Origin of the sequence: Micavibrio aeruginosavorus (assembly GCF_051245535.1) — a bacterium.
Taxonomy (GTDB): Bacteria; Pseudomonadota; Alphaproteobacteria; order Micavibrionales; family Micavibrionaceae; genus Micavibrio; species Micavibrio aeruginosavorus_D.
The window spans coordinates 1-17,303 of sequence record NZ_CP195303.1 but is presented as its reverse complement, the minus strand read 5'-3'; the positions used below and the strand labels follow the sequence as shown (position 1 = coordinate 17,303).

Annotated in this window: 13 protein-coding genes and 1 tRNA gene; 6 read left to right on the top strand and 8 right to left on the bottom strand. The window is 55.5% G+C overall.

From position 1 onward, the window contains the following. Window positions 1–46: 46 nt before the first annotated feature. Both ACSC94_RS00070 and ACSC94_RS00065 read left to right on the top strand, forming a co-directional pair. Window positions 47–748, top strand: a complete 702-nt coding sequence (locus ACSC94_RS00070) for a hypothetical protein (protein ID WP_435641042.1) — start codon at window positions 47–49, stop codon at window positions 746–748. Window positions 749–806: 58 nt separating this feature from the next. Then, window positions 807–1,154: a hypothetical protein gene (locus tag ACSC94_RS00065; RefSeq protein ID WP_435641041.1), complete on the top strand. Its 348-nt coding sequence runs from the start codon at window positions 807–809 to the stop codon at window positions 1,152–1,154. A gap of 157 nt (window positions 1,155–1,311) precedes the next feature. On the opposite strand, the gene ACSC94_RS00060 is transcribed toward ACSC94_RS00065, so the two are convergent. The 3 genes from ACSC94_RS00060 to ACSC94_RS00050 form a co-directional block, all read right to left on the bottom strand. Then, window positions 1,312–1,386: transfer RNA gene (locus ACSC94_RS00060), tRNA-Thr, on the bottom strand. A gap of 99 nt (window positions 1,387–1,485) precedes the next feature. Then, window positions 1,486–2,325 carry a hypothetical protein gene (locus ACSC94_RS00055; RefSeq protein ID WP_435641040.1) on the bottom strand — a complete coding sequence of 280 codons (840 nt, stop codon included), beginning with the start codon at window positions 2,323–2,325 and terminating at the stop codon, window positions 1,486–1,488. Window positions 2,326–2,471: 146 nt separating this feature from the next. Then, the gene (locus ACSC94_RS00050; RefSeq protein ID WP_435641039.1) at window positions 2,472–3,098 is read right to left on the bottom strand and encodes a TetR/AcrR family transcriptional regulator; all 627 of its coding nucleotides are present in this window, start codon (window positions 3,096–3,098) and stop codon (window positions 2,472–2,474) included. A gap of 328 nt (window positions 3,099–3,426) precedes the next feature. Between ACSC94_RS00050 and ACSC94_RS00045 the strand changes: the two genes are divergently transcribed. From ACSC94_RS00045 to ACSC94_RS00030, 4 genes are all read left to right on the top strand, one after another. After that, window positions 3,427–4,641 carry a secretion/conjugation apparatus DotM-related subunit gene (locus ACSC94_RS00045; RefSeq protein WP_435641038.1) on the top strand — a complete coding sequence of 405 codons (1,215 nt, stop codon included), beginning with the start codon at window positions 3,427–3,429 and terminating at the stop codon, window positions 4,639–4,641. Window positions 4,642–4,689: 48 nt separating this feature from the next. After that, a complete protein-coding gene (locus ACSC94_RS00040) occupies window positions 4,690–5,268 on the top strand; it encodes a hypothetical protein (RefSeq protein ID WP_435641037.1) in 579 nt (192 codons plus the stop codon). A gap of 77 nt (window positions 5,269–5,345) precedes the next feature. Continuing rightward, a complete protein-coding gene (locus ACSC94_RS00035; protein ID WP_435641036.1) occupies window positions 5,346–7,943 on the top strand; it encodes a TraM recognition domain-containing protein in 2,598 nt (865 codons plus the stop codon). Continuing rightward, window positions 7,930–8,694 carry a hypothetical protein gene (locus ACSC94_RS00030; protein WP_435641035.1) on the top strand — a complete coding sequence of 255 codons (765 nt, stop codon included), beginning with the start codon at window positions 7,930–7,932 and terminating at the stop codon, window positions 8,692–8,694. Before ACSC94_RS00035 ends, ACSC94_RS00030 begins: the two co-directional genes overlap by 14 nt. Before the next feature lie 3 nt (window positions 8,695–8,697). On the opposite strand, the gene argS is transcribed toward ACSC94_RS00030, so the two are convergent. From argS to dnaA, 5 genes are all read right to left on the bottom strand, one after another. After that, on the bottom strand, window positions 8,698–10,464 hold the full coding sequence (argS, locus tag ACSC94_RS00025; protein WP_435641034.1) for an arginine--tRNA ligase: 1,767 nt from the start codon (window positions 10,462–10,464) through the stop codon (window positions 8,698–8,700). An 81-nt stretch (window positions 10,465–10,545) separates the two neighbouring features. Then, window positions 10,546–13,008: a DNA topoisomerase (ATP-hydrolyzing) subunit B gene (gyrB, locus tag ACSC94_RS00020; protein ID WP_435641033.1), complete on the bottom strand. Its 2,463-nt coding sequence runs from the start codon at window positions 13,006–13,008 to the stop codon at window positions 10,546–10,548. Window positions 13,009–13,267: 259 nt separating this feature from the next. After that, window positions 13,268–14,458, bottom strand: coding sequence for a DNA replication/repair protein RecF (gene recF, locus ACSC94_RS00015; protein ID WP_435641032.1), 1,191 nt, complete (start codon window positions 14,456–14,458; stop codon window positions 13,268–13,270). Between the two features lie 73 nt (window positions 14,459–14,531). Then, window positions 14,532–15,647 (bottom strand): DNA polymerase III subunit beta, encoded by a 1,116-nt coding sequence (gene dnaN, locus ACSC94_RS00010; RefSeq protein ID WP_435641031.1) that lies wholly within the window; start codon window positions 15,645–15,647, stop codon window positions 14,532–14,534. Window positions 15,648–15,887: 240 nt separating this feature from the next. After that, window positions 15,888–17,303: a chromosomal replication initiator protein DnaA gene (dnaA, locus tag ACSC94_RS00005; RefSeq protein ID WP_435641030.1), complete on the bottom strand. Its 1,416-nt coding sequence runs from the start codon at window positions 17,301–17,303 to the stop codon at window positions 15,888–15,890.

Genomic DNA, 17,303 nt, shown 5'->3' with positions numbered 1-17,303 from the left:
GGTGGTAAACGTTACCACCTTCCTATTAGGCCGCTATATTTACAAAATGACCACCCTTGCGAAGAAAAAAATAGAACGTTTCTATGCCGAAGAGGCAGCCAAACTCATGGGCAAAAATTGGATCTTTGAAAGCGATCGAGAACATCCAGATTTTCTTATCAATGAAGATGGACAAAAATTTGGGCTGGAAGTGAGCGAACTTTTTACTGGAGAACTGAGCAGGTCAGGCTCTAAAGTTAAGCAGGCTGAAGCTCATATTCAGAAAACAATAACCAAACTTCGTGAAAAATTTGAAGCAGAACTTAATATTCCTTTGATTGTACAATTCGTCGGCAATCTAAGTAAGGAAAACATGGATTTAGTGCTACCAGCATTAAGAGCTGAACATTTTGAGATCAGACCTATCGGCCCCAGAAAAGCTATTGAACTAGGGAAAGGCCTGCGCATTTATGTGAGAAAAACGTGGGAACATGCTGCCGAATGGTACAATGTTGGAGACCGCGTCGGGTGGGTTAATCAAAATCCAATCAAACAAATTACTGACGCTATTGAAAAGAAGTCGAAAGAATTCAGCCGTTATTCTCAAGAAGTTGGCCCCGATGTTCGTTTACTATTAATTGCAAACCGTCGATATAATAGCGGAAAAATCTCATTAACAAATTTTCCTGATTTAGATATCGGACAGTTTACAGCTGTTTATTTTTTCTCCTATCCGGAATCCGTCTTCATATCTGAGAGCGATAGCTAATTATTCGGTCATACTATTGTGCTTTTCTAACATCAATCTTTCATGTAGTTTTATTGCCATGAAATCATTCATAATAAACCCAATAATAATCTTCGTATCTGTAGCGCTCGGCATATGTACAGGCGTTATCTTTGTTGGGCTTCCCGTTGTAGAAACTATCATCACTTTAAATGGCCTACCTATTGATCGCGGATATCTCACGGAAGCTGAAATCGGCCAAGTTGTTAGCGGCGCCAGCACAACAAGTAGCTATCTTAAAATTTATGGCGTTTCTTTGCCCGGTGCGCCTATATTTTGGATACTTGGCATTATTGCAACATGTGGTTTTCTGGGATATCAGATTTCCCTATGTATAATTTCCAAGATAAAAGCAAAGACAGTCAGCACTGAAGCGGAGATAAAGTAGATGCACTACAAAAAATTCTCCATTTCTCCAAATTTATCGAGCAGTATTTGTTCAAACGCCAACGGCGTCAACCAGGTCAACCGCGGAATTATAGGGTCAATGCGACGGTGAAAATCACGCATTAAAAAACCCCTCCGCATCGGAGGGGTTTTTTAAATGGTGCCGGCGGAGAGGATTGAACTCCCGACCTTCGGTTTACAAAACCGCTGCACTACCGCTGTGCTACGCCGGCGCGCCCTGAAGAGCGAACCCGGCCTTTATACCGGGGGGAGATGCGGTTTTCAATTGGGAAAATCACGCAATCCCCGGACAAAAGGTGGATTTTTTGCCCTTATGGGGCGTAATTGCGCCCGTGCCGGGTTTCCAGCGCGGCAATCAGGGCCGCGGCCTTGGTGTTATCCAGCTCCTCGTTCCCGATATAGAGACCGTAGACCCGGCCCCCGTTTTTCAACGCAAACCCGGAATCGGTTTCGGCGTAGGCCGCCATCAACGGCATGGCGGATGTGTTCGTGCTGAATGTGTGGGTGACTTCGGCGGCGGTGGTGGTGTTGACCCAGAACCGAGTCCGGTTGTTGGCGTGGCTGTGCGATATTAAAATCAGGTAATCGGTGTTGGTGGCCAACGTCACACCGGATGACACCGATGCCGACGCGGTCCCGCGTTGCGCCAGAAAGATGCTTCCACCATTCGCATAGGCGCTGCACCATCCGGCGGGGGCCGAATCCGGGCCGCCATTGAACAAGCGTTGCACACCGGACCAATCCGCCCCGCGCAGGGCAAAGCCCAGCCAGAAATCCGCCCCGCCCGTTGTTTTTGTCATGTTTTGCAGGAAGGTTGTATTGGTCCCGCTGGCCAGACGGAAATAATCACCGCCATCCATCGCGAAATACGCCGCCGCATCGCCCGCCGTGCCGGTAAAGGTTGGATAGGTCGTGCCCGTTGCACCATCACCGCGGGAAAAATCATAGGCGGTTTGCGCCGACCCATCCGCCGGGGCCGCCACCAAGTTGGCCCATGTCGTTCCGGTTCCGCCATAGCTGGCCGCCATGGTGGCATCAAGGTCAGCGACGGTGGAGGGCAACACAGCTTTCAGCGACACATCCGCAGGTCCGGAATCGGTCCCCGCGCCAAAAAATTCACCCCGTACACCGTATCCGACTCTGCACAACATCACCGCGTGCCTCCCTTGTTTTATTCCTGTTCGTGGATCAAAAGACAGAGGGAGGGTATCAGGAATTAAATCCTATATCAAGAAAAAATTCCTATTTTGCAGACAGAGGCAGGGATCACCCGCTTTGAGCGGACGCCAAAAACACATTAAACGTTTGAAAAACCACGAATAAAGACCGGAACGACCATATCCACGATGGCGTCACGGGCCGCCGGAGTCAGCGGGCCGTGCAGGCCCAACAGGCACCGCATGTGCAAATCGCCCTTCAGCATGCTGAAAAACAGGGCGGCGGCATCCTCCGGCTTGGGCACGTGCATCAGCTTGCGGTCACTCTGCGCCCGCAGATAGCTGGCCAGCATGGTGATCGTGCGATGGGGGCCGCAACTGTAGAACCGTTCGCCCAGTTCCGGGAATTGGCGCCATTCGAAAATGACGATGCGGTGAACCGCCAAGGCCTCTTCGTCGTGGATCATCTCCACGAATTTGGACGCCAGCGGGCGCAAGGCCTGATCCGGGTCATGGGAATGATCCAAAAACCCTTCTACATCGCTTAAAAACGCTTCGCAGCGTTGCATGACAACGGCGGCGAACAGGTCGTTTTTATCGCGGAAATGGGTGTAAAGCGTCGGCTTTGACACCGGGGCGGCCTCGGCAATCGCCTCCATGCTGGTTCCGGAATAACCGCGTTCCAGAAACAACCGCGCCGCGGCGGCCATGATGGCGTCGCGCTTCGGATTGAATTCGGTCACAGCGGCGCAGGCGGTTTCAGCCATTGGGAATGCCGGGCTCCATCACTTTAAAAGGGAATGGGGACTGTACCCATCACGGGCGTTGACCACAAGAAAACTCTGCGTTTTACACCCAAGGGATATGTTTTCATAAGCCAATCAGGCCATCGCCAGCGCCACCCCGCTTTTTTACGGTTTTGGGGTGCGCGGGACTTGGTGAAAATCCTGTTTTTCTGCTATCCTATGAAGGGTTTGGGGTCCGTTCATAATCCGTGCCGAAGGGCGCGGTAAGTGGACCTTGGCTCCCCCGAGTTCGCATACCAATTCACCATGTTTGCGCCCGATCCAAACGGCGCACCTGACGGAGAGTGCTTTGTCCGATAAGGCTTCCAATACGACCAGCGAAAACGCCGTCGGCTATTCCATTCTGGCGGTTGTTTTCTTCTTCCTGTTTATCCTGTTCTGGTATTTCAACGAATACACAGTCAAGGATGCGTTCCGCTGGATTCGCTGGGCGGAGATGTCGGTTGTGTCGCTGGTTGTTCCGGATGATTACTCCGTGAAATTCCAGGGGCAGGATTTCAATTTCAAAGAAGCCAAAGACGCCATCACCACAATCCCAAAACGGGAACTGACCGCGACATACATCAGCTATATCGGCACGATGTCGATGGCGCCGTTCAAATATATCTTCATCATCATTCTGGCCGCGATTGCGTTGTGGTGCCAGATGTATGGCCCCGGCACCAACAACCGCCGCAAACTGGATTTGAACGGATTGATCCGCGCGCAGGCGAAAAATTTCCCCGCCGTTGCGCCGTTCGTGAATTTCAATCCGGCCTCACAGCCGCCGCGCCCGCCGGGATCGCCCGTGCCGTCTGAATTGCCGGCCTTTGCCGAAGCCTTGGGGCCGGAAGAATGGCTGGCCTATAACACCATTCCAATGCCGGATGGAAAAATTGATGAGGGTGCCGCCTACATGGCCTTCGCCCGTCAATTGGGTCCGCGCTGGCAGGGATGGATGAAGCTGCCCGAGTACAAACAAGTTTTGCTGGCGGCCTTCTGCCTGAAAGCATCGCGCAAACGCGCCGATGGTGACGCGATGATGGGACGCATTGCATCCTGCTGGTCGCTTGAAAAAGGATTGCAGTTTTCAAAGGACCGCACGCTGGTCAGTGATGCGCGCAAGGTTTTGAAAAACAAAGACCTGTCCGGTCTGGTCTTAAGCCGCGCAAACCAGCACGCATTCCACACCACCGCAATGTTGCGCGCCATGGCCACCGCCCGTGAAGAAGGCGGCGTTTTGGCCCCGGCACAATTCGTCTGGCTGCGCGCCTATGATCGCACGCTGTGGTATCCGCTGAACAACCTTGGCCGCCAAGCCTTCCACATGGAAGGGCTGGGCGCCATGGGGCATTACAAGGCCGAGAAAATGACACAACGCCCGATCCCCCGCCCGAAAGTCGAGGGGGCCGTACAGGTCATCCGCGACTACATGGCGTCGGACCGCGCACGTCCGGTGCCGCAACTGGATTACAAGGGCGGCAAACGCGGCCTGAAAAAACCAAAAGGCAGCGGCAAGAAATAAACCACGCGATACGCACACAAGATTTAATACACAAAGGACGATGACACCATGAAATCGCTGTTCACAAATCTGACGGGTAATTATTCATCAACGGCCAGTGTCGTTGATGGAACACTGATCCTGTCTTTGCTGGATGCCGTCACGCCGACCGTGTGGCAAATGGAATTGGGTCACGCCCGCGCATCGGCGCTGGAACTGCGCAAGCAAGATGACAATAATTTCCTTCTGGTGTTGAAAACGCCGCGCGGCGATGTGCATGACATTGCGCCGTTCGACAACCGTGGCCGCGCCGTGGCCGCCCTGCAGGCCGCCAGCCGCGCCATGGAACAGGCCCGCGGCCAGTTGCGCCCCGTCACCAATGGCGAATATCGCAGCAACACCCTGCCCGCCTTGTACCAGACGAAACACACCGACAACGGCAAGGCCGGAAAAATCCTGACTGGCGTTATTGTTGCCGCCTTGCTGGTGATTGGCATCAATGTCGCGTTGACATCCAGACACGGCGTGCCGCCGCAAGCGACCGCCAGCCTGTCCGCAACCGCACCGGCATCGACTGCGATGTCCGCAAAGCCAGAATCTGGCGCGCCGATCTCAGCCGATGATTACCTGCGCGCGATGGGACAGTAAGACTTTAAAGCGCGTACACAAACACTGACGAAGTAACGGCGCATTGTGCGCCACACTGAAGAAAGCCCGGACCGAAAATGGCCCTCGATACACGAAAGTACGGCAAGAAACATACCGACCTCCTGCGTGACACCCGCCCCTGGCTGGTGCGCGTTGGGGAATGGATGCGCAAACCATCCAACTCGACCGCCATTTTCACAATGGCGGCGGGCGGCATTTATTTCTCGCCGGGATTTGCGGCGGCGGGCGATCTGGTCATGGTTGGCGCGCTTCTGTATTACTGGTGGCTGAAAAAATCGGACCGCGCCATCGCGTTCAAATTGCCGATGGGTTCGAAATATCCGGATGCGAATAACAAGGGCCCGGGCCGCAGCGGCAAGGGCGAAGGCATTCTGTATCTGGGCAACATGGAAAAAACCAACGAAGAAGTGTGGTTTACCAACAGCGATGCCCGGACCCACGTTCTGTATCTGGGCACCACAGGTTCCGGTAAAACCGAAGGCCTGAAATCTATGGTGACGAACGCGTTGTCATGGGGATCGGGCTTCGTCTATGTCGACGGTAAAGCCGATACGGATTTGTGGTCATCCCTGTCCTCGCTCGTGCGCCGTTTTGGCCGCGATGATGACTTGCTGGTTCTGAACTACATGACCGGGAACTCGGACAGCCGCGCGCCGTCCAACACCATGAACCCGTTCAGTTCCGGTTCCGCATCTTACCTGACCAACATGCTGGTCAGTTTGATGCCGGAAGCCGAAGGCGATAACGCCATGTGGAAAGAACGTGCGGTGTCGTTGGTGGGATCGCTGATGCCCGCGCTGACATGGAAACGCGCACACCAGGAAATGCCGCTGTCGGTCAGTACGATCCGTGAATATTTGAACCTGAACAACATTATTCGCCTGTCGCGCGATCAAGCTTTGCCGGAAAAACTGCGTTCCTCCATTCGTGGTTATCTGGATACGCTGCCGGGCTATGTCGATGCCGCGTTCGATGATACGGGCCGCGAAAAACCCGCTGGCCCGGACCAGCCGATGATCGACACCACAACCGCACGCCAACAGCACGGTTATCTGGCGATGCAGTTTACGCGTTCGCTGCAATCACTGGGCGATGATTACGGTTACATCTTCGACTCTCAGGCCGCCGACGTTGAAATGGTCGACGTGGTTTTGAACCGTCGTATTCTGGTCGTTCTGATTCCTGCGTTGGAAAAATCAGCGGACGAAACGGCCAACCTCGGTAAAATCGTGGCCGCAACATTGAAGGGCATGATGGGCTCGACGCTGGGCTCCACCGTTGAAGGGGAATCGGCAACCGTCATTGAAAACAAACCCACACACTCATCCACCCCCTTCATGGTGGTGTTTGACGAGGTTGGTTACTACACCGCCGCCGGTATGGCCGTTATGGCGGCACAGGCCCGTTCGCTGGGCTTCTGCCTGATTTATTCGGCACAGGATTTGCCCGCGCTGGAAAAACGCGTAAAAGAAGAAGCGCGTTCCATCACCGCGAACTGTAACATTAAAATCTTCGGCAAATTGGAAGACCCGACGCAGACGAAAGAATTTTTCGAAAAAACCGTCGGCTCCGAACTGGTCATGGAAGCCTCTGGCTTCCAGCTCTCGGGCGATCGCACCGTGGGTTCGTACTACGATAACAAACAAGCGGGTCTGCAGATCCGTTCCAAGGCCAGCTATGACGGCTTGAAAGCGTTTAAAGAAGGCCAGGCCGTTATTTCGTTTGGTACGGGCGTTATCGACACAGCGATTTTCTATTCCAACCCCGGCCACGCCAAGGCGATGCGCGTCACGCGTTTCATGGCCCTGCCGCCGACGGATGAAGCGTTGCTGGCCAATGCGCCATCCATCACCAAGTTGCGCGATTTGATGGTTCATAAGACATGGACCGCATTGAAGGCCGACGTGAACACCAAAACGCCGAAAGAAATCACGGCGATGCACACCACGTACGAAGCGGCCCTGCCCGTTTTGGGCACGGGCGTGACCGCCGGGATGGCCGCTGTGGCCTCTATCGCCGTGATGAATGGCGATGCCAGTGTGACCGCCGCCGGATCGAGCAGCGTAGGCCCCGCCGAACGTATTCAGGCCGAAGCCACCGCACAAATCACCAATCAACCAGCGGCCACCATGCCGCCGCTCACCGCCACGCGTCCGGCGGAGGCCGTCGTGCAACAGCCGGGCTTCAACCCGATGCAGCAGATTTTGAAAAAATCGAAGGGCGAAGAAGAAACCTCCGCGGCTCCCGCAACACCTGCTGTGCAGGAACGCCCCGCACAGACGCAAGCACAAGCTCCCGCACAAAGTGGCGCTGGCCCGATGGGGTTCTTTGCCAAGGCTCCGGGCGGCACCGCCGCACCAGAACAAGCGCCAACCGCTCCGGCCCAACAACAACCCGTTCAAGCCCCTGCCGCACAAGCTCCGGTCGAACGCCCGCTCAGTTGGGACGAGCTGGTCGATGCTGCGGGCGATGGCACGGCCCTGCCCGGTGCGCAAAGCCCGCAACAAGCCGCACAGAATCAAAGTGCCCCAAATCAAAGTGCCCAGAATCAAAGTGCACTGGATGCGGAAACGCAGGACATCCTGAAAAAAGCGGGTGAAGCGGCGCGCAAAAACCTGATCAAAGGCAAAGATGATGGCGATGCCGCTGAATAAACGGCCCGCCACCATGTCCACCCGCCAGACAGAGGCGGGCAACGCCTTCTTTATCGTTTTGATCGGCGTCGTCCTGTTCACCGCCTTGATGTTCACGTTCAGCCGTGGTGCCCAGCAAGGGGGTGGCAACATCGCCAACCGCCGCGCCGATTTATCCGCGACGGAAATTTTGGATTATGCGTCCAAACACGACCGCGCCATTAACCGGTTGCTGTCACGGAGCTGTTCGGAAAGCGAATTGAATTTCGAAAATTCCACCATCACCAATTCCGACAACGCCACCGCCCCCAGCGATGGGCATTGTGACGTGTTCGCGCCAAACGGTGGCGGCATATCGTTTACAACGATCCCACCGCAATGGCTGGACAATGACCACAGCGACAAGGACGGATACGGCTTGCCCGTGTTCGGCGGCGATGCCCGCATGCTGGAAATCGGCAGTGATGCCGCCACGAACCAGGATTTGATTTTATGGATTGGTTTTGTCAGCGCCGATGTATGCGCGGCCATCAATAAAAAACTGGGCATCGACCCCATGCCGACCTTCGTCGACGGTCCCTATGCCGGGCTGTATTACACGGGGTCATTCAATGATACGTGGCAGGCCGAATTGAGTGAGCCGGGATTAAAGGCTGCGTGCGCCAGCGAAACAAACAGCGATAACGCCTTTGCCGACGACGCCAACGCCCCATCGGCCAACCAATCCATTGCCGGATCGTACCATTTTTATCACGTGCTGATCGCGCGCTAAGACTTACATCCGTTCCGGAACGTCAATGCCCAGCATATTCAACGCCAGTTCAATATGCTTGAACGTCAACGCGCTCAGCGCCAGACGGCTGGAGCGCAGACCTTCGTCACTTTCCGACAAAATGTGGTAATTGCCGTAGAAGCTGGAATACGCGTTCGCCATGCGATAAACGAAATCACACAGCACATGCGGCGTATAATTGCGCAGGGCCATGTCCACCGTTTCCGGCCATTCCGCCATCAACAGGATCAATGCGCGCCCTTCATCATTCACCGTGATGGTGTCCGCCGGTTTGAACCCTTGATCCGCCGTTTTTTTCAGCAGGGATTTGATCCGCACGGCTTGGTATTGCAGATACGGTCCGGTTTTGCCCTCGAAACTGGTGAAGCGGTTGAGGTCGAAGATATAATCCGATTGCCGTTGGTTTTGCAGATCGGCGAATTTAATCGCGGCTACGGCCACCTGCAGCGCCACCTTGCCCTTGGCCGCGTCGTCCATATCCTGCGCGACATTTGCGGATTTCATTTGTTCGATCACGGCATCGCGCGCCATGCCGATCATGTCTTCCAACCGCATCACGCCACCGGCGCGGGTTTTGAACGGCTTGCCATCGGGGCCGTTCATCGTACCGAACCCGGCATGGGTCAATTCCACATCATCACGCACAAGGCCGCCAATACGTGCGGCGCGGAACACCTGTTCAAAGTGCAATGATTGGCGCTGGTCGACCACATAAACGATTTTGCTTGGCTTGAAATCCTTCATCCGCTCCACAATCGTGGCCAGATCGGTGGTGCCATACATCACCGCGCCGTCGCGTTTATACAGGATCAGCGGCGGAATTTCTTTCTGGTCATCATCCGTCTTCACCGGAACGATCACGGCGCCGTTATCTTCAATCGCAATCCCGCGCTGGCGCAGATCATCGACCATCGGCGCGATATACGGGTGAGAATCGGCCTCACCCTTCCACAAATCAAAATGCACGCCGAGCAGATCGTAATTGCGCTTCACGCCCGCAATCGACACATCGACGAAATGCTTCCACAGCGCGCGGTACCCCGCACGGCCATCCTGCAATTCCACGGTCGCCTGACGCGCGGCGTCCATGCGGGCGGGATCATCCTTGCACGCATTGGCGGCACGCGGATAAATCACTTCCAGATCCGCCATGGTGACGGGCGGTTCCGCCGGGTACGGTCCGGTGAAATTCGCATCAAAATACGGCCATTCCGGATGATTGATTTCCAGTTCGGACAGGATCATCCCCATCGGGGTGCCCCAATCGCCCAGATGCACGTCACCAATCGCCTTGTACCCGGCGAAAATCGCCATACGGCGCAGGGAATCACCAATAATGCAGGGGCGCAAATGGCCGATATGCATGGCCTTGGCCACGTTCGGTCCGCCGTAATCCAGCACCATGGTTTGCCCGGCAGCGAAAGGAGCCGCCCCGAAGCGATCATCGCCCATCAAGGCGACAGCAAAGCCGGACAGATAATCATCGCTCAAAACCAGATTGATAAAGCCCGGCCCGGCGATTTCAATTTTGGCAAAAATCGGATTGGCGGACAGGCGCGCAGACACCGCATCGGCCACAGCCCGCGGATTTTTCTTCGCCGCCTTCGCCGCCATCATCGCGCCATTGCACTGGAATTGCGCCAGATCAGGGCGATCGGACACACGCACCGCACCCATGGCCGCGTCCAGCCCCTCAGCCACAAAAGCTTCGCCGACGATTTGAGAGAGTGTTTGAATAAGAGAAGTCATGATTTTAACCACGAATAAACACGAATGAACACAAATACGACAACCATTCGTGTCTATTCGTGTTCATTCGTGGTTTTGATTTTAAACGTCCAGATTGGAAACTTTCAGCGCGTTGTTCTGAATAAATTCGCGGCGCGGTTCGACCACGTCACCCATCAGGGTTGCGAATAATTCATCCGCCTTCTGCGCGTCCTTGATATTGACCTGCAGCAGGGTGCGCACTTCCGGGTCCAACGTGGTTTCCCACAATTGTTCCGGGTTCATTTCACCGAGACCCTTATAGCGCTGGATCTGCAGACCCTTGCGGCCATATTCCTGAACCGCGGTATGCAATGTCATCGGGCCGTGGATCGCGCAAATAACCTTGCCTTCCTTCGTCACAAAGTCCGCAGACCCGGAGAAGTTTTCGCGCAGGAAATCAACAACACCGGCCAGACGATAGCCTTCGGCTCCGCGAATCTGTTCCGCCGGAATGCGGATGCGGTCGGTAACGCCACGCAATGTGCGTGTGGCCATATAACCGCCGACCGGGGTAAATTCGACTTTCCAGCCTTTTTCTTTCGGTCCGGCAATCGCGTTCAAACGCTCCGCCATATTGGCGCAGATTTTTCCGGCCAATGCGGCATCGGTAAAGATTTTTTCGTCAAACGCACCGGCAATCGCGGCCTGTTCAACGACATCATCATTTCCAATACGCTGGGCCAACGTGTTAATGGCATTGCGCACCGTGCGGGAACGCACCATCAGGTCACGCAGATCGTTGCCACTGCGCGCCGACGGACCAGCGCCCAAAACGACATCGTCAATCGCCGCATCGATCAGGTAATCTTCCAACGCTGCTTCGTTTTTCAAATACACTTCGCTGGAATTGCCGCGTTTCACTTTAAACAGCGGTGGCTGCGCGATGTACATGTACCCGCGCTGGATCACTTCCGGCATGTGGCGATAGAAGAACGTCAACAACAGCGTACGAATGTGGGACCCGTCGACGTCGGCGTCAGTCATGATAATGATTTTGTGGTAGCGGATTTTTTCAATATTGAATTCATCCTTGATCCCCGTGCCCAGCGCGGTGATCAGCGTACCCAGTTCCTGGTTCCCCAGAACTTTATCAAACCGCGCACGTTCAACGTTCAGGATCTTACCACGCAGGGGCATAATCGCCTGGTTCCGGCGGGCACGGGCCTGTTTCGCGGAACCACCGGCCGAGTCACCTTCGACGATGAAGATTTCAGATTTCGACGGATCGCGTTCCTGACAATCGGCCAGTTTCCCCGGCAGGGTGGAAATATCCATCACACCCTTGCGGCGGGTCAGATCGCGGGCTTTACGCGCGGCTTCACGGGCCGTGGCCGCTTCGATCATCTTGCCGACAACCTTGCGGGCCTCGGTCGGGTTTTCACCCAGCCAGATATTCAGATATTCACCCACGACCGATTCAACAACCGGGCGCACCTCGGATGAAACCAGTTTGTCTTTCGTCTGGGACGAGAATTTCGGGTCCGGCACTTTTACCGACAAAACGCAGGTCAACCCTTCGCGCATGTCATCGCCAGTGATTTTCAGATCCTTGGCTTTTTTCAGCAGACCTTCTTCTTCCGCATATTTCGACAACACGCGGGTCAGGACGTTCCGGAAGCCCTGCAGGTGCGTACCACCATCCCGCTGCGGGATGTTGTTGGTGAAGCATTGCATGGTTTCATGGTACGCGTCGGTCCATTCCATCGACACTTCGACGGTAATGTTGTTTTCTTCGGCGCGCATATACACCGGCTTTTTCGCGATCGGTGTTTTGTTGCGGTTCAGATATTGAACGAAGCTTTCAATGCCGCCTTCGAAGAAAAATTCGGTTTCGCGCGGTTCGGCCGCACGGTTATCACGCAGGAAAATCCGCACGCCGGAGTTCAGGAATGCCAGTTCGCGCAATCGATCTTCCAGCGTGGTGAAATCAAATTCCGTCATGGTGAATGTCGCGGTCGACGGCAGGAAGGTGACTTCCGTTCCGTTGCGCTGCCCCGGCTTCATTTCGCCCACTTCTTTCAGCGGGGCCTCGGCCTCACCGTGGCGAAAACGCATGAACCATTCTTTGCCTTCGCGCCAGATGCGCAGTTCCAGCCATTCGGACAGAGCGTTCACAACGGATACGCCCACACCGTGCAGACCGCCAGATACTTTGTACGAGTTCTGGTCGAACTTACCGCCCGCGTGCAGTTGGGTCATAATCACTTCGGCGGCGGAAATGCCTTCTTCCGCGTGAATGCCAACCGGAATACCCCGGCCATTATCGCGAATGGTGGCGGACCCATCGGCGTTCAACGTCACGATCAATTGATCGGAGTGCCCGGCCAACGCTTCGTCGATGCCGTTATCGACAACTTCGTACACCATGTGGTGCAAACCCGACCCGTCATCGGTATCACCGATATACATGCCCGGGCGTTTGCGCACAGCATCCAAACCCCGCAAGACCTTGATCGAATCTGCGGAATAGTTCTGGGAGGCTTCTTCGTTGCTCATGATGTTCTTTTGGGCCGGTTCGCTCATTGGTCGCGGGTCCATTGGCTCGTTTTAAAGGTTATGACAATAGCGCCTTCTCACCCCCGCAAGCGCCTGAAAAAGCGCAGAAATTCGGGGTTTTTGACGTGGTCTGGTTATAGCATAGAGCCCATCCAAATACACCCGGAATCAACACCGTTTCACCCCTTTTCCGGGGGTTTCTTTGGGGTAATTTTTTCATTTTATTTCAATTGATTAAGGTAATTTTGAAGGGACCAAAAACAACCCCGCAAAAGGTCAGGGCCGATCACGCCACCGCGCGGGTTAAAACCGGGCTCAAACGCCCGTTTTCCACCCCGATAAAGGTGGCGGAATCACCCACAGTGTCGAACAGGGACAGGTCCGTCCCCGTCATCCAGACCTGCGCCCGCAGATCCAGCAATTGGCGGTACAACGCCGCCCGGCGGTTTTCATCCAGATGGGCCGCAATTTCATCCATCAACAACACGGGCGGTGCGCCACGTTCGGCGGCCACCATGCGGGCATGGGCCAGAACAATGCCGATCAGCAATGCTTTTTGTTCGCCTGTGGAACATTGGTCCGCGGGCATCGCCTTGGCGATATAGGTCACGTTCAAATCCGATTTATGCGGGCCCGTCGCCGCCCCACCCGTTTGCGCATCGCGCATCCGGCTTTGGCGCAATTGGTACCGCACCATCTCCTCCACCTCCAGCGCGGGAACACGGCGCACCAATTCCTCCATCGTGCCGGAGAGGGTGAGGTGCGCACGCGGAAACAGCGTGGCCAGATCGGCGGGCACGCGGTTGATGGCTTGTTGCAAACGCTGCACAAAATCCTGCCGCGCGGCGGCGATGGACACACCCGTTTCCGCCATGGTGATTTCCAACGCGTCCAGCCATGCGGAGTCAGGCGTTTTTCCGATCACGCCATCCTGCAGCAACTTCGAGCGTTGCCGCATCGCGTTTTCATACCGCGTCATGCGTCCGGAATGGCCCGGATCAAACGCAAACACCATACGATCCAGAAACTTGCGGCGGCCCGATGCGGCGTCGGTAAACAACCGATCCATCTGCGGCGTCAACCACAGGATGGACAGATATTCCGCCAGCGCCGATTGCCCGCCCTTCGCATTTTCGCCGTTGATGCGCACGATGCGTTTATCATCCGCACCATCGCGGCCCGTACCAATGCGCACGGGGCCATAGGCACTTTCAACCCGGGCGGAAATCGCCCATGGTTTTTCGGTGCTGTCATTTTTTTGAAGCTCAACAATTTTGGCCGTTCGCAAACCGCGACCGGGGGCCAGAAATGATACGGCCTCCAGCACGTTGGTTTTACCCGCACCGTTCGGCCCGCACAAAATCACCGGACCGGATTTCAATCCGTCCAGCACGCCGTCATCGTAACAACGGAAATGATTGAGATGCAGGGTTTCGATAAAACTCATACCCCCACCATAGACCATATCGTCGCGCATGCGCACGCACCGTGAACAAAAAAGGCACAGGAAAATGTTCCCTGTGCCTTTTTCAATTCAGTGTATTTAACGTTTAGACACGCAACGGCATCAGAACGTACAGCGCCGACGGGTCGCTCGTATCCTGAATGATCGTCGGGGATGCGGCGTCGGCCAGCATCATGCGGCAACCATCGCCGGAAATCTGGCTGGTAATGTCCATCAAATAACGGGCATTGAAGCCGATTTCCATGTTGTCGTTGCCGTTCACTTCCAGATCCTCGGTCGCGCTGCCCGAATCCGGGGAGTTGGCGGACAGGGTCATGGTTTTGCCGTTCAGCGCAATTTTCACCGCGCGGGATTTACCATCGGAAATGGTCGATACACGGTCAATGGCGCCAGAGAACAGTTTCGGGTTCACTTCGACCACTTTGGTGTTACCAGTCGGAATCACCTGTTCATAGTTCGGGAAGGTGCCATCAACCAGTTTCGAGGTCATCACGATATGATCGAACGCGAAACGCACCTTGCTTTGCGACAGGCCGATTTCAATGGTATCCGCCGCTTCGTCCAACAATTTGCGCAGTTCACCAACGGCTTTGCGCGGAATAATCACGCCCGGCATGGTATCCGCGCCATCCGGCAACGGCATTTCAAAGCGGGCCAGACGGTGACCGTCCGTCGCCACAGCGCGCAGAACCTTCAGGTTCCCGTTTGCCCCGGCGTGAATATAAATACCGTTCAGGTAATAACGGGTTTCTTCCGTGGACATCGCGAATTTCGTGCGGTCAATCAAGGCGCGCAGTTCAGCCGCGGGCATGGCGAAATTCACTGGCATATCGCTACCACCCAGTTCCGGGAAGTCGCCTACCGGCAGGCAGGACAGTTTAAAGGTGGAGCGACCCGCCTTCACCGTCATGGTGTTGCCGGACCCGTCCACCACCAGCTCAATGGCAGAGCCATCAGGCATTTTGCGGATAATGTCGTGCAACGTGTGGGCCGGAGCGGTCGTCGCGCCCGGAGCCTGCACCGTGGCGGCAACCGATTCGTTGATCTCCAGATCCATGTCCGTGGTGGTCATGGTCAGGGTGCCCTCTTCCGCGCGCAGCAGAACGTTGGCCAGAATTGGAATAGTGTTCCGGCGCTCTACGGCGCTTTGCACGTGGCTCAAGGAACGCAACAGCGCGGCACGATCAATCGTCAGCTTCATGGTCACCCATCCGTCGTAATAATTTTAAAACCTGAAAGATTGCTTGGACTATAGCAGATGCCCCCGCCCCGCCAAGGGGGGTAAAGGGCAAAAACCCCCGGAAATCCACCGCTTTTACAGTGATTCTGGATAAAAACGGCCCCACCCCAAAGAAAAAAACGGCCCCGCCGAGGCAGGGCCGTTCAAGGATCGGGTCCAATGGCCGCCGGGGGGCGGGCCAATGAACCAGAACAGCAAATTTTAGCCCGTGAGCGAGCGACGAATCACGTCCACATCCTGCGCGATTTGAGCATCCTCAACCATCAGCTCTTCGATCTTGCGAACGGCGTGCATCACGGTCGTGTGGTCGCGGCCACCGAATTTACGGCCAATTTCCGGCAAGGAGCGCGAGGTCAATTGCTTGGCCAGATACATGGCCACCTGACGCGGGCGCGCAACGTTGCGGGCGCGGCGGGCGGAATGCATATCCGGCAGGCGGATATTGTAGTGTTCCGCCACTTTACGCTGGATTTCATCAATCGTAATGCGGCGATCATGGGCGCGCAGCAGATCCTGCAGAACTTCCTGCGTGGATTCCAGCGTCACGGCTTGTTTCGTCACATCGGCATGGGCCACGATACGGTTCAGGGCACCTTCCAGTTCACGGATGTTCGAGGTCACTTTCAGCGCCAGGAACTCCAGAACGGCATCCGGAATCTCCGCGCCCAGTTGCTCACGCTTGGACTGCAGAATGCCCAGACGCAAATCATAGGTGCTTGGGTGAATATCAGCCACCAGACCCCATGCCAGACGGGAACGCAGGCGCTCTTCCAGACCGGTCAGATCGCTCGGCGCCTTGTCGGCAGAGATAACAATCTGTTTGTTCTGGTCAACCAGCGCGTTGAACGTGTGGAAGAATTCTTCCTGCGTTGATTCCTTGCCGCTGATGAATTGAATGTCATCGATCATCAGAACATCAACGGAACGGAAGGCTTCTTTAAACGCCATCGTATCCTTCGCGCGAATCGCCCGCACGAACTGATACATGAATTTTTCAGCCGACAGATACACAACGCGACGGTTCGGCCATTTGTCTTTCATGGCTTGACCAATGGCGTGCATCAGGTGGGTTTTACCCAGACCAACGCCACCATACAGGAACAGCGGGTTGAACGGCACGTTCGGGCTTTCAACAATACGGCGTGCGGCGGCATGGGCCAGCGCATTCGGTTTGCCGACAACAAACGTGTCGAAGGTGAAACGCGGGTCGAACGGTGCGCTCAGACCAAACGGATCTTCTTCTTCGTTCTGGTTGGACTTCACCGGAGCAGCCGGAGCCGGAGCGGCCACAGCCTGCTCGTCCTCGACCGGGCGGGCACCGGATTGCACAACAACAATTTCCAGACGGCGCACGTCGGCGTTAATGCCTGCGCACATCTCCAGAATGCGGGCGGAATAATGGGACTGGATCCAGTCACGCATAAAACGGGTGGGAACCGATACTTCCAGCGTGCCGTGGTAATAGGCCTGCAATGTCAGAGGCTTCAGCCAGCTACGGAATACGGCTTCGCCGAATTCACCGCGCAGGGCGTTGTGGATCGTGTTCCACAGATCAAGAATTTCAGGTGTTGGCTTAAAAGAATCATTCTTAAAAGAAAGGACTTCGTTGCTCTTCAT

Excerpts from the sequence above, each read along its gene's own strand:
- ACSC94_RS00030 (WP_435641035.1), top strand. The coding sequence starts at position 7,930 with ATGCCGCTGAATAAACGGCCCGCCACCATGTCCACCCGCCAGACAGAG.
- ACSC94_RS00035 (WP_435641036.1), top strand. The coding sequence starts at position 5,346 with ATGGCCCTCGATACACGAAAGTACGGCAAGAAACATACCGACCTCCTG.
- ACSC94_RS00040 (WP_435641037.1), top strand. The coding sequence starts at position 4,690 with ATGAAATCGCTGTTCACAAATCTGACGGGTAATTATTCATCAACGGCC.
- ACSC94_RS00055 (WP_435641040.1), bottom strand. The coding sequence starts at position 2,325 with ATGTTGTGCAGAGTCGGATACGGTGTACGGGGTGAATTTTTTGGCGCG.
- recF (WP_435641032.1), bottom strand. The coding sequence starts at position 14,458 with ATGCGCGACGATATGGTCTATGGTGGGGGTATGAGTTTTATCGAAACC.
- gyrB (WP_435641033.1), bottom strand. The coding sequence starts at position 13,008 with ATGAGCGAACCGGCCCAAAAGAACATCATGAGCAACGAAGAAGCCTCC.
- argS (WP_435641034.1), bottom strand. The coding sequence starts at position 10,464 with ATGACTTCTCTTATTCAAACACTCTCTCAAATCGTCGGCGAAGCTTTT.
- ACSC94_RS00050 (WP_435641039.1), bottom strand. The coding sequence starts at position 3,098 with ATGGCTGAAACCGCCTGCGCCGCTGTGACCGAATTCAATCCGAAGCGC.
- ACSC94_RS00065 (WP_435641041.1), top strand. The coding sequence starts at position 807 with ATGAAATCATTCATAATAAACCCAATAATAATCTTCGTATCTGTAGCG.
- dnaA (WP_435641030.1), bottom strand. The coding sequence starts at position 17,303 with ATGAAGAGCAACGAAGTCCTTTCTTTTAAGAATGATTCTTTTAAGCCA.
- dnaN (WP_435641031.1), bottom strand. The coding sequence starts at position 15,647 with ATGAAGCTGACGATTGATCGTGCCGCGCTGTTGCGTTCCTTGAGCCAC.
- ACSC94_RS00070 (WP_435641042.1), top strand. The coding sequence starts at position 47 with ATGACCACCCTTGCGAAGAAAAAAATAGAACGTTTCTATGCCGAAGAG.